General features: G+C 39.2%; 13 protein-coding genes. 10 read left to right on the top strand and 3 right to left on the bottom strand.

Annotation, left to right across the window (positions count from 1 at the left end; translation table 11 throughout):
• Positions 1 to 97: 97 nt before the first annotated feature.
• Together LNM86_RS12530 and LNM86_RS12535 are read right to left on the bottom strand one after the other, a co-directional pair.
• The gene (locus tag LNM86_RS12530; protein ID WP_241437925.1) at positions 98 to 349 is read right to left on the bottom strand and encodes a BQ00720 family protein; all 252 of its coding nucleotides are present in this window, start codon (positions 347 to 349) and stop codon (positions 98 to 100) included.
• Between the two features lie 26 nt (positions 350 to 375).
• Entirely contained in the window at positions 376 to 807 is a 432-nt protein-coding gene (locus LNM86_RS12535) for an Hsp20 family protein (RefSeq protein WP_241437926.1), read from the bottom strand.
• Between the two features lie 118 nt (positions 808 to 925).
• Here LNM86_RS12535 and nth point away from each other — a divergent pair, with 118 nt between their 5' ends.
• The 10 genes from nth to LNM86_RS12585 all read left to right on the top strand — a co-directional run bounded on the left by nth (position 926) and on the right by LNM86_RS12585 (position 10686).
• The gene (nth, locus tag LNM86_RS12540; RefSeq protein WP_241437927.1) at positions 926 to 1675 is read left to right on the top strand and encodes an endonuclease III; all 750 of its coding nucleotides are present in this window, start codon (positions 926 to 928) and stop codon (positions 1673 to 1675) included.
• Positions 1676 to 1865: 190 nt separating this feature from the next.
• Positions 1866 to 2069: a 50S ribosomal protein L35 gene (rpmI, locus tag LNM86_RS12545; protein WP_241437928.1), complete on the top strand. Its 204-nt coding sequence runs from the start codon at positions 1866 to 1868 to the stop codon at positions 2067 to 2069.
• Positions 2070 to 2102: 33 nt separating this feature from the next.
• Positions 2103 to 2504 (top strand): 50S ribosomal protein L20, encoded by a 402-nt coding sequence (rplT, locus tag LNM86_RS12550; RefSeq protein WP_241437929.1) that lies wholly within the window; start codon positions 2103 to 2105, stop codon positions 2502 to 2504.
• 95 nt (positions 2505 to 2599) lie between these two features.
• A complete protein-coding gene (pheS, locus tag LNM86_RS12555; RefSeq protein ID WP_241437930.1) occupies positions 2600 to 3685 on the top strand; it encodes a phenylalanine--tRNA ligase subunit alpha in 1086 nt (361 codons plus the stop codon).
• 31 nt (positions 3686 to 3716) lie between these two features.
• Complete coding sequence (gene pheT / locus LNM86_RS12560; protein ID WP_241437931.1) at positions 3717 to 6131, top strand: phenylalanine--tRNA ligase subunit beta; 2415 nt, start codon at positions 3717 to 3719, stop codon at positions 6129 to 6131.
• Between the two features lie 278 nt (positions 6132 to 6409).
• Positions 6410 to 7318 carry a metal ABC transporter substrate-binding protein gene (locus tag LNM86_RS12565; RefSeq protein ID WP_241437932.1) on the top strand — a complete coding sequence of 303 codons (909 nt, stop codon included), beginning with the start codon at positions 6410 to 6412 and terminating at the stop codon, positions 7316 to 7318.
• Positions 7315 to 8145 carry a manganese/iron ABC transporter ATP-binding protein gene (locus LNM86_RS12570; RefSeq protein WP_241437933.1) on the top strand — a complete coding sequence of 277 codons (831 nt, stop codon included), beginning with the start codon at positions 7315 to 7317 and terminating at the stop codon, positions 8143 to 8145. Before LNM86_RS12565 ends, LNM86_RS12570 begins: the two co-directional genes overlap by 4 nt.
• Complete coding sequence (locus LNM86_RS12575) at positions 8142 to 9008, top strand: metal ABC transporter permease (protein WP_241437934.1); 867 nt, start codon at positions 8142 to 8144, stop codon at positions 9006 to 9008. Before LNM86_RS12570 ends, LNM86_RS12575 begins: the two co-directional genes overlap by 4 nt.
• Positions 9005 to 9910: a metal ABC transporter permease gene (locus tag LNM86_RS12580; protein ID WP_241437935.1), complete on the top strand. Its 906-nt coding sequence runs from the start codon at positions 9005 to 9007 to the stop codon at positions 9908 to 9910. The genes LNM86_RS12575 and LNM86_RS12580 overlap by 4 nt, the downstream gene beginning before the upstream one ends.
• 389 nt (positions 9911 to 10299) lie before the next feature.
• Positions 10300 to 10686 carry a YbaN family protein gene (locus LNM86_RS12585; RefSeq protein WP_241437936.1) on the top strand — a complete coding sequence of 129 codons (387 nt, stop codon included), beginning with the start codon at positions 10300 to 10302 and terminating at the stop codon, positions 10684 to 10686.
• Between the two features lie 412 nt (positions 10687 to 11098).
• Here LNM86_RS12585 and pncB read toward each other — a convergent pair whose 3' ends face one another.
• A complete protein-coding gene (pncB, locus tag LNM86_RS12590) occupies positions 11099 to 12403 on the bottom strand; it encodes a nicotinate phosphoribosyltransferase (RefSeq protein WP_241437937.1) in 1305 nt (434 codons plus the stop codon).
• Positions 12404 to 12452: the final 49 nt, after the last annotated feature.

Here is a 12452-nt window from a genome sequence, read left to right on the forward strand (position 1 = left end):
AAACTTATCTTATTTACAAAAAGACCCATAGCCATGCCTTATTGGGCAAGACTGAAAGGGTCTAGAAAGATGTTTCAGTTGCTTTTCATAAAACAGGTTAGTGTAGAGTTACAATTTGTAGTTCATGCTCATTAGCACCTGCAAGAGCAATAGAGCGTTCGTCAGACAAAATAATTGGATAACCTGTTTCACCAAAAAGAGCCCATATTGTAATGCCTGGAGTCATTGGTGGAAGATCTGGGAAGTTTTTAGCCAAATCATCTGTACAAACCTTTTTTAAATAAGCAATCTGCCCCGCATCAAAATGGGTAGTATCTTGCAACAACAAGTTTTGTTTGTGTTCTCCCATTTCACTATTCCTTTACGCTTTAATTTTTACGACTCACTATCACTGACTCCGATTGGAATCTGCTTTGTTTGTTTTTTTACTTTTGGTTGATGTAGATTAATTGATAAGAGACCATTTTTCAACTCAGCATTTGTAACGTGCATTCCTTCTGCGAGAACAAAAGTACGTTGGAATTGACGTGCTGCTATCCCATGATACAAATATTGATGATTTTGATTGTCTGTTTGCTTACCGTGAATGATTAATTGATTATCGTCGAGCAAGATATTAAGGTTATCAACTTTAAATCCAGCAACAGCGAGAGTTATACGTATGTGATTTGCGTCATCGTTTTTATGTAAACGTTCAATATTATAAGCGGGATAAGTCTCATCAGCTTTACCGAGACGTCGCAACGTTTTTTCTATCGTTTCAAATCCTAAAAGAAAGGGATTGGAGAAAGGCGTCACATGTGTCATTGTGAATTTCCTCTTCAAAGCGGCTTTATTTGACCAAACTCTATAAAAAGTGTTTGCTGCATTCCTCTCATATGGCAAGCATAGACGATAACTTCAAGAGAGAAGATAAGAGAGTTCAATGATTCAAAGAACGCGTAAATTGTCAAAGATGCAAAAATCTTCTGAAATTTCTGAAATATTGTATGAGAAAGAGGAAATTGAGGAAATTTTTCGCCGTTTTTCTGTACAACGTCCAACACCTAAGAGTGATCTTATCTATACCAATGCTTTTACGCTTTTGGTTGCAGTTGTTCTTTCGGCGCAAGCGACAGATACCAGTGTTAATAAAGCAACAAAAGAATTATTTCATCTTGCGGATCAACCAGAAAAAATGATTGCATTGGGAGAAGAAGAGATTGCACGTCATATTCGTACCATTGGTCTCTGGCGCGCAAAAGCGCGCAATGTTTATGCACTTTGCTGTTTTTTAATAGATCAATATGGTGGTCAAGTGCCTAACAGTCGTGAAGCCCTTATGGCTCTTCCTGGAGTAGGGCGTAAAACGGCGAATGTTATTTTGAATATTGCTTTTGGTCAGCCTACACTAGCGGTAGATACACATATTTTTCGTCTTGGCAACCGTCTTGGTTTAGCACCCGGCAAGACACCAGAAATTGTTGAAGAAAAGTTTTTAAAGATTATACCAGTGCGTTATCTTCGTCATGCGCATCATTGGCTCATTTTACATGGGCGTTATATTTGCCAAGCACGTAAAGCACACTGTAGGCAATGCATTATTGCTGATTTGTGTAAAGCTGCCATCAAAACAAACGCCATTCCAGCACCTTTGGTTGAAGTTCAAGGAAACGGCGCGCCGATTTTTTTTTGATATACTCTTGCTATTTTGTTGATACTAGCTTATGAAAACGCTGTTAAAGCCGCCCGGCAGGGCATGCCGTGGCTGCTTAAAGGCTTGTTCAAGTGTTGGTCCGCTTGAATCAATAAATTGACTTGAATGAACTTAAATAAATAAGAATAAAGAAATTCAATTGAATATATAAAATGTATGGAGTAGCAAAATGCCCAAGATGAAGACCAAATCATCCGCTAAAAAGCGGTTTAAAATCACTGCGTCAGGCAAAATTAAAGTAGCAGCTGCCGGTAAGCGCCATGGCATGATTAAGCGTTCGAATAAATTTATTCGTGACGCGCGTGGAACAATGGTTTTATGCGAACAAGATGCTCAAAAAGTTATTCAACATTATTTGCCAAATGGTTTATAGGCCTTACGCTTTTGATTTTTAGGAGAATATAACATGGCACGTGTAAAAAGAGGTGTGACAGCGCACGCTAAACACAAAAAAGTTCTTAAACAGGCTGAAGGTTTTTACGGTCGGCGTAAAAATACTATTCGTGCAGCAAAAGCAGCTGTTGATCGTTCGAAACAGTATGCGTATCGTGATCGCAAAAATAGAAAGCGGACTTTCCGTGCTTTATGGATTCAGAGAATTAATGCCGCTGTACGGGCAGAAGGCTTAACATATGGGCGCTTTATTGATGGTTTATCGAAAGCGGGTATTGAAGTTGATCGTAAGGTTCTTTCAGATATAGCAATTCATGAGGAAGCAGCATTTTCTGCTTTAGTTGCTTCGGCAAAGAAGGCTTTGGAATATTTGAAAAACACAACACCTAATGCTTTTGAGAGTGCTGTTAAGTAAGCCAGTCGTGTTCTCTTAAAGCATTCATTTTTTCGGGACCCCGTACTGGTTTTTACGAGTGCGGGTTTTTTTCTATTCAAAAAATAGGCAACAATATGAGCGACATTGAGCGTTTGGAACAAGAAATTTGTTTGGCTTTAGAAGCAGCAAGTGATGAACAGGCACTTGAAGCCGTACGTATTGCGGCATTAGGCAAAAAAGGCAGTATCTCTGAAAGATTAAAAGCATTAGGAAAGATGGATGCTAGTGAGCGCCATAAAATTGGACCATTGCTTAATGGATTAAAAAATCGTGTTTTAGAACTGTGGGCACAAAAGCGTGATCTTCTCAAACGCCAAGCAATGGATGCGCGTCTTGCTAGTGAAACGGTTGATATCACTTTGCCTGTGCGCTCTTCTCCTATAGAACGGGGGCGCATACATCCTATTTCACATGTCATTGAAGAAATTATAGCTATTTATACGCAGATGGGCTTTTCTCTTGCAGAGGGGCCAGATATTGAAACGGATTATTATAATTTTACGGCATTGAATTTTCCTGAAGGTCATCCAGCGCGCGAAATGCATGATACGTTCTTTTTTGATGTTGATAAAACGGGAGAGCGGAAATTATTACGCACCCATACATCACCTGTACAAATTCGTACAATGGAAAAGCAAAAAGCACCGATACGTATCATTATTCCTGGCAAAACATACCGTATGGATTCGGATGCAACGCATTCACCAATGTTTCATCAGGTAGAAGGTCTTGTCATTGATAAAACCTCTACCATTGCACATATGATGTGGCTTCATGAGACTTTTTGTAAAGCATTTTTTGAAGTTCCCTCTGTAAAGATGCGTTTTCGTCCTTCTTTTTTTCCTTTTACTGAACCATCGATGGAGGTGGATATTCAATGTGATCGTTCTGGTTCAGAAGTCCGCTTCGGAGAGGGAGAAGATTGGTTAGAAATCTTAGGATGTGGAATGGTACATCCTCATGTATTGCAAAATGTTGGTCTAGATCCCGATGAGTATCAAGGTTTTGCGTGGGGGATGGGCATTGATCGCATTGCCATGTTGAAGTACGGTATGCCAGATCTACGGGCTTTTTTCGATGCCGATCTTCGTTGGTTAGAGCATTATGGCTTTCGCTGCTTTGATATGCCGGCTTTTTTCCCTGGTTTAAAGAATGCGTGATCTTATCATAGCTTTGATGTGAGGTTTTAAAATGAAATTTACATTGTCTTGGTTGAAAGATCACTTAGAGACAAATGCATCTTTAGATGAAATTTGTGATAAACTAACGGCTATAGGTCTTGAAGTTGATCATGTGGATGACCGTTCTTCTTTGAAAGGTTTTGTTATTGCCAAAGTTTTAACGGCCATAAAACATCCTGATGCAGATAAACTCCAGATTTTATCTGTCGATGCGGGATCTGGTACGCCTATACAAGTTGTTTGTGGGGCACCCAATGCACGTGCTGGACTCGTTGGTGTTCTTGCCTTTCCGGGCACTTATGTTCCTGGGCTTGATGTGACATTATCGGTAGGAAAAATCCGCGGGATTGAAAGTTTTGGGATGATGTGTTCACAAGCAGAGCTTGAATTATCAAGTGAACATGATGGCATTATCGAACTTTCAGAAGATGCACCTATTGGAACGTCCTTTGCTACTTATGCAGGTATAGATGATCCGATCATTGATATTGGTTTAACACCTAATCGTTCTGATTGCACAGGTGTTTATGGTATTGCGCGTGATCTTGCGGCGGCTGGAATTGGTCAGTTAAAAGAGTCATCCATACCACAATTTCCCTCTACTTTTGCAACACCGCTTGATGTTTCTTTAGATTTTCCAGAAAATTCATCGTTATGTTTAGGTTTTGCTTGGCGTGAAGTGCGCAATGTTCAAAATGGTGCATCGCCGCAATGGATGCAACAGCGTTTGAATGCAATTGGTTTGAGACCGATTAATGCGCTGGTTGATATGACCAATTACATTAGTTTTGATTTTGGGCGTCCACTTCATGTTTTTGATGCCGATAAGATTAAAGGCAATTTGCATATACGTTGTGCGCGTGAAGGTGAACAGCTTCAGGCACTAAACGGAAAAGTCTATCATTTGAGTGTGAAAGATTGTGTTATTGCCGATGATGAGGGCGTTGTTTCGATTGCTGGTATTATGGGTGGTGAAAGAACGAGCTGTGATGAGACGACGCGTCGCGTTATTATTGAATCAGCACTTTGGGATGCGCAAAGCATTGCACAAACGGGTCGCACATTGGGACTTATCAGCGACGCCCGCTATCGGTTTGAACGGGGTGTTGATCCCGCTTTTATGGAAAAAGGGCTTGAGATCGCAACAGAATTGGTCCTACGACTTTGTGGTGGTGAAAGCTCAAAGACGAAAATTGTTGATTATCAGCAGCCGGAGATCAAACAGATACCTTTTCCCTTTTCTGAAGTTAAGCGTTTGACAAATTTACAAATAGAACGTGAGAAAGTTCTTACTATTTTAACAAAGCTTGGGTTTTGTATTGAAGGGGAAGGCGATGTGGTAACGGTTCAAGTACCAACATGGCGCCCTGATATTGCTGGTAAAGCAGATTTAGTGGAAGAAGTAATGAGAATTTATGGGTTGGATAAAATTAAGCCCATTCCGTTAGAAAATTTTACAGAGGGAAAAGATCAAGGTTTAACATATTCGCAGCTTCGTTCACGTGTTACGCGTTTGGCTTTAGCACAGCGTGGTATGAAGGAAGCAGTGACGTGGTCTTTTGTTTCTGAAAAACAAGCACTTGCTTTTGGAGGGGGGCAAGCAGAGCTTAAGTTAATCAATCCTATTTCTTCTGACATGTCTGTCATGCGTCCTTCTCTTTTACCTGGTTTGCTAGTCGCGGCACAACGAAATGCTGATCGTGGTTTGCCAGATTTTGCTTTATTTGAAGTTTCAAGCATTTACGAAGGTGATACACCGGATAAACAACAGCGCGTTGCTAGTGGAATTCGCCGTGGAACAGAACGATTTGAAGGCGCGGGGCGCTTTTGGAATGGGAATGCAAAGGCCGTTGATGTTTTTGATGCAAAAGCAGATGCATTAGCTGTTTTGGAAGCGTGTGGTATGGATATTGATAAGGTGCAGATTGAGGTTGGAGCACCCGATTGGTATCATCCTGGTCTTTCAGGGGTTATGAAGCTTGGATCAAAGATTATTCTCGGTTTTTTTGGTACGTTTCATCCTGCTACATTAGAAAAGTTAGATGTGAGTGGTCCTTTATGTGGATTTGAAGTTTTCCTAGATCGGATTCCAGAACCAAAGAAAAAGGCAACAAAAAGCCGTTCTCCTTTAAAACTATCGCCTTTTCAAATGGTACGACGTGATTTTGCCTTTGTCGTTGATAAAACGGTTGCTGCCTCTCTTATTGTTCGCGTTGTAAGTGGAACGGATAAAAAGCTTATACAGTCAGTGCAGGTTTTTGATGTTTTTGAAGACTCAAGTCTTGGTGAAGATAAAAAATCCGTCGCAATAGAAATCGCTCTTCAACCCATCGAACGAACGCTCACGGATGAAGATTTAGAAGAGCTTACTTTAAAAATAGTAGAAAATGTTACTAAAGCAACGGGTGCACGTTTGCGTTGTTGAATCCATTCTTTATCAGATGATTTTATAAAGCGGGAGTACTTTTGAGTGCTCCCTTATTTTTTGGCATTTAAGATCTCTAGAGCTTCTAAAAGGCAAGTTTTCCATATTAGAAGTTTTTAATGATCCGTCTTTTCAAGCCAGAAAGCATGTTTTTAAACATCCTAAAAAGTTATTTTTAGCAGAATCCTTCATTGCAAATATGAAAAATAACTGTTACTGCTAAATAATAATGCAAATCATTAGCAATAAGCAAAGACAATAAACGAGAGAGAGGATCAATGAACGTAAAGGTGTTTTTTACCATAATTTGGGGAAGTGTTCTTTTTTTCACACCTCATTTAGCTTTGTGTGCTGGTAAGTTTAAAGCTGTTACGACATTTACAATTATTGCTGACATGGCGCGAAATGTAGCAGGTGATGCCGCTGACGTTGAATCAATCACCAAACCAGGTGCTGAAATTCACGAATATCAACCGACACCTCGCGATCTGATGCGTGCACAAGGAGCAAATCTTATATTGTGGAATGGGTTAGAGTTGGAACTTTGGTTTGAGAAATTTTTTCAAAATATTAAAGATGTTCCAAGTGCTGTTGTTTCTGAAGGCGTGGTACCAATTAAAATTGGTGAGGGACCTTTCAGTGGTAAGCCCAATCCTCATGCATGGATGTCACCAACCGCAGCTTTGATTTACGTTGATAATATTCGTGATGCTTTTGTAAAGTATGATCCTGAGCATGCTGCTCTTTATCGAGAAAATGCTGAAATTTATAAACAAAAGATACGCGCAACAATTGATCCAATTAAGGCTGAATTAGAAGCAGTACCACAAGACAAGCGTTGGCTTGTAACGAGTGAGGGAGCCTTTAGTTATTTGGCGCGTGATTTTGGTCTAAAAGAACTTTATTTATGGCCCATTAATGCTGATCAGCAGGGGACCCCGCAGCAAGTGAAGCATGTTATTGATATGGTTCGCAAATATAATATTCACGTAGTTTTTTCTGAAAGCACTATTTCCCCTGCGCCGGCTAAACAGGTTGCGAGAGAAACAGGGGCTAAATATGGTGGTGTTCTTTATGTGGATTCTTTGAGTGAAAAAAACGGTGAAGTTCCAACCTATATTGATTTATTGCGTGTCACAAGCGGGCGTATTAGCAAAGCCTTATTAGAGGGAGTACAAAGCAAATGACAAAATCTGGAATATTTGCTCAAGGTGTGACAGTAACTTATCGTAATGGGCATACAGCTTTGCGTGAAGTAAATTTTGAGAGTCCAACGGGTTCCATTACGGCATTGGTTGGTGTTAATGGATCAGGTAAATCAACGTTGTTTAAAGCTATTATGGGGTTCGTGCGACCATCAAAAGGAAAAATTCGCATGTTTGGTTTGCCCGTTGATATGGCTTTAAAGCAAAATCTTATTGCGTACGTCCCTCAGAGTGAAGATGTTGATTGGAATTTTCCTGTTCTCGTTGAAGATGTTGTTTTGATGGGACGATATGGCCACATGAATTTTTTTCGTTATGCCCGTGCACGGGATTATGAAGCTGTTCGTGTTGCATTAGAACGTGTCGATATGTTGGCATTTGCCAAGCGTCAAATTGGCGAACTTTCTGGTGGACAGAAGAAACGTGTTTTTCTGGCGCGTGCTCTTGCCCAGCAGGCAAAAGCCATTTTATTAGATGAGCCATTTACAGGCGTTGATGTCACAACAGAGGATAAAATTATTTCTTTGTTACAAGATCTGCGTAAAGAAGGCGCTGTGATCTTGGTTTCTACCCATAATTTGGGTTCTGTTCGTGAGTTTTGTGATCATACGGTTTTAATAAAGGGAACGGTTTTGGCTTCAGGGCTAACGGAAACTGTCTTTACAAAAGAAAATCTTGAGAAAACTTTTGGTGGATCTTTGCACCATCATATTTTTGATCTTCAAAGCACAAAAAAAAAGGATGTTTTGACAGGGGGGAAACAGCCTCTCATTCTTGAAAATACGCGAAATATGGAGCATGTTGCATGATTTCTTTGTTGCTTGAACCCTTAAGCTATCAATATATGGTTAATGCGATGTGGGTTTCGGGATTAGTGGGATGTGTTTGTGCCTTTCTTTCTGCTTTTTTGATGTTGAAAGGTTGGTCCTTGATTGGTGATGCCCTCTCCCATTCGATTGTTCCTGGCGTAGCGGGGGCTTATCTTTTAGGGTTACCTTTTTCACTTGGAGCTTTTTTTTCTGGTGGTCTTGCCGCCGCAGCAATGCTCTTTTTTAACCACCGAACGAAGCTAAAAGAAGATACCATTATTGGTCTCATTTTTTCTTCCTTTTTTGCTTTTGGATTGTTTCTCAAATCATTAAAACCCATGGCAGTTAATATTGATACGATTGTTTTAGGAAATATTTTAGCCGTGAGTTCATCAGATATTATACAATTGGCTTTTATTGGTTTTCTTTCTTTGTTTATATTGCTTTTGAAATGGAAAGATCTCCTCGTTTCTTTATTTGATGAAACCCATGCACGTGCCATTGGGTTAAATGTAAAGTTTCTCAAGATTCTTTTTTTCACACTCCTTGCCGCTTGTACCGTTGCTGCCATGCAAACAGTTGGAGCATTTTTAGTCATCTGTCTTGTTGTGACACCTGGAGCAACAGCTTATCTTTTAAGTGATCGTTTTATAAATGTTTTGATTATTGCCGTTATCATTGGAACATTCACAAGCATATTGGGTGTTTATGTAAGCTATTTTTTGAATGCGCAAACGGGTGGTGTTGTTGTACTGTTCCAAGCATTTCTGTTTATGGTAGCTTTTATTTTTGCCCCAAAACACGGGTTTATTGCCGCACGCTTACGGATAAAAGCGGCAAAAAAAGGGATGATATTATCATGATTGATCAATTACTTCTTCCTTTTCAGTTTTCTTTTATGCTTAAGGGCATGCTTATTGTCATGATCCTTTCTGTTCCAATGGCGATGCTCTCCTGTTTTCTTATTTTGAAAGGATGGGCCCTTTTGGGTGATGCAATTTCTCATGCAGTTTTTCCTGGCGTTGTGGTTGGTTATATGGCAACACCGTGGGTATTAACATTTTTAACTTCTTTGTCATTTTCTTGGTTTCAGCATATGCGTCCAGAAAATGTTACCATGACTTTGATTACTTGTGGTGCTTTTGTTGCGGGTATGATTTGTTCTGTTCTGACGGGTTTTTTGGGAAGCAATAGCCGTATCAAACAGGATACAGTGATGGGTGTTGTTTTTTCATCCATGTTTGGTTTAGGGCTTGTTTTAGCAACAGCTATTTACAGTAGCTTAGATTTGAATCATATTCTATTTGGCAATCTGTTGGGTGTTAATTGGCTTGATATTACCCAGACAGCAATAATTTCTGCTATTGTCACCTGTATTTTAGGAGCGAAGTGGCGCGACTTTATGCTGTATATTTTTGATTCAGTTCAAGGCCGTGCAATGGGGTTGCGAATATCGTTACTCCACTATACTCTTTTAACAATGATTTCTCTCACGATTGTTGCGGCTTTGAAAGCTGTTGGAATTGTTCTGGTTATTTCTTTATTGATAGCACCAGGAGCAATAGCTTATCTTATCACAAAGCGATTTTCTTTTATGTTAGTGATTGCTATCCTTGTTGCAGCTTTTTCTGGTTTTTTAGGCATTTATTTAAGCTTATTTATCGGTTCTGATTCTGCTTCCACAATTGTGTTGATTTTAACACTCATCTTTATCACCATTTTTATATCACTCTTCTTTCGTCGAACGACAATTCAGGAGATCTAAGTGCAATAAGATTTATGCATAGCAGACATGCATTTTTGTATGTTGCCTGTCATGCGTGCTTTAACTAGAAGACGTGGTGCTAGTATATTTTCCTCCTAATGTCTAGCAGATGAGTGCAGTATATATTCTCCCCCGAACACTGCATTTGTAATTAAAAGGCTGCATTGATTTATTCTGCAGCCTTTTTATTTTTAGCTTTTTTGAAAATTCTTGCTGATTTCTTGAAAATTTTGAAATGATCATCATATTGCATAAGCCATTTTATGCTTTAAAGGAGGTTATCATAGAAAATATGCTTACCAATAAAAATGTATAGGCGTTATGCACGAAAGTGTTGAGAAGAAGAAAAATGTATAATGGTTTTTCATAAAGGGAAATAGTGCTAAAATATGAAGAAAAATTTTAAAATATCTCACCCTTTGCGTATTTTTACTTCTATAGTAGGGTGGGTTATGATGGCATTAGGTATTATCGGTATCGTATTGCCTGTTATGCTGACCGTACCTTTTTTATTAATTGCTTCATGGTGCTTTGCTCGTTCATCACCACGTTTTCATTGTTGGTTGCACAATCACCGTGTCTTCGGTCCTCCTATTAAACAATGGGAGGAAAAAGGGGCTATTTCCAAATTTGTTAAAATTTTTGCGGTGGTGAGTATGGCAGGTGGTTTTTTATCTTTTTTAGTGATGATGCGTCCTGCTTTGTGGCTTGCTTTATTCGTTGCCACTGTTTTGCTGTTTATTGCCGTTTATATTGTGACACGTCCATCTTCATAATGACAGAAACAGGATCTTACGGACCAAATGTTTCTTTGTCTTTAGTTGGTTTATGAGAACTAAAGGTACAGTTTTTTCTCAAAGCTTAAAAGTCACGTTTCGCTATCAAGAATATATAAGACAATGCGCTTTTTAAAAATGGTTTATGAGGTAGAATGATGTGTTCGTGCAAACAGTTTTATGAGTAGAGAAGATGATATACGAATAGCTGAATTAAGAGTTTAAAAGCCCCCTTGATCAGTAACGATAGACGACATTTATACAAAGAGCGCGGTTTTATTGGTGCTGAGAGAATTGGTGTATTTCTACTAATATCCATTAATAATAGGATTTTATATCTGCTTATTTTTCATATATTTAGAAAGGAAGGAAATTACATTACAACTTTATAAATTCATTAATGCATCTATGGTTAACTTTTTAGAGGTCTAGAAACACGTTTTTCATTACCAAATAGATTGAGATAGCGTTGTATTTCTTGTGGATCACCGATCATTTTTTCAGGATTATCTGAGAGTTTTATGGTGGGTTTACCATTGGCATGGGTGACTTTACAAACAAGGGAAAGAGCATCAAAGGTTGCAATTTCTTGAGGAGCGCAGCCTGCAAAGTCATTCGTAAGATCTGTTCCCCATCCAAAATTCATACGCACTTTACCATGGAAATGATGGTAGGTTTTTTCGATTGTATTGATGTCAAGGGCGTCGGAAAAAATTAATAATTTTTCCTTTGGGTCTTTTCCTTTTTCTTTCCACCATTGTATAATGCGTTCACCACCTTCAATAGGTGGAGCACTGTCAGGCCGAAAACCTGTCCAATCTGCTACCCAATCTGGAGCGTTGCGTAAAAACGCTTCTGTACCAAAGGTATCAGGTAAAACAATGAGAAGATTTCCACCATAATAACGGTTCCAATCTTGCAGAACTTTATAGGGTGCTTTACACAATTCGCTATCATCATTGGCAATGGCAGCAATGACCATGGGCAATTCATGTGCATTGGTACCAAGCGCTTCTAAATCTGTATCCATGGCCAGAAGAACATTGGAAGTTCCAGCAAAAGAATCGCCAATTCCTTCCTTTAATGCTTCAACACACCATCGTTGCCATAAGAAAGAATGGCGACGTCTTGTGCCAAAGTCGGATATTTTAATATCAGGCAATTTTTTGAGACGTTCAACTTTACTCCACATTTTTGCTTTAGCACGTGCATAAAGCACATCAAGAGCAAAACGATCTAAGTTTTTCATAGCGGCACGTGAACGCAATTCGCTTATGATAGCAAGGGCGGGAATTTCCCACATAGAACTATTGGCCCAAGGGCCATGAAAATGGAGAATATATTGGCCATCTTTACGGGTTAGTTCATATTCTGGGAGTTGAAAATTTTCAAGCCAATGAAGAAAATCTGGTTCAAAAATTTGTTTACGTCCATAAAATGTATTACCAGCAAGCCAGATCATTTCTTTTTTTGTAAAACGCAAACTAAGAGCGTGGTCAAGTTGGGCACGCAATTCACCCTCATCAATATCATCGACGAGGTGGATTGTTTTGGTACGGTTTATGAGAGAGAAAGTGACATTGACATGAGGATAAAGTCCCCAAATCATCTGTACCATAAGAAGTTTATAAAAATCCGTATCCAGAAGTGAACGAATAATGGGATCAAGTTTCCAAGTGTGATCATAAACGCGTCTAGCAATATCTGGGTGATTCATAACCCTACTTCTTTCAGTTTCATCAAATCTAAAATTACTGTGTACCAAC

Origin of the sequence: Bartonella machadoae (assembly GCF_022559585.1) — a bacterium.
In the GTDB taxonomy this organism is placed as follows: Bacteria; Pseudomonadota; Alphaproteobacteria; order Rhizobiales; family Rhizobiaceae; genus Bartonella; species Bartonella machadoae.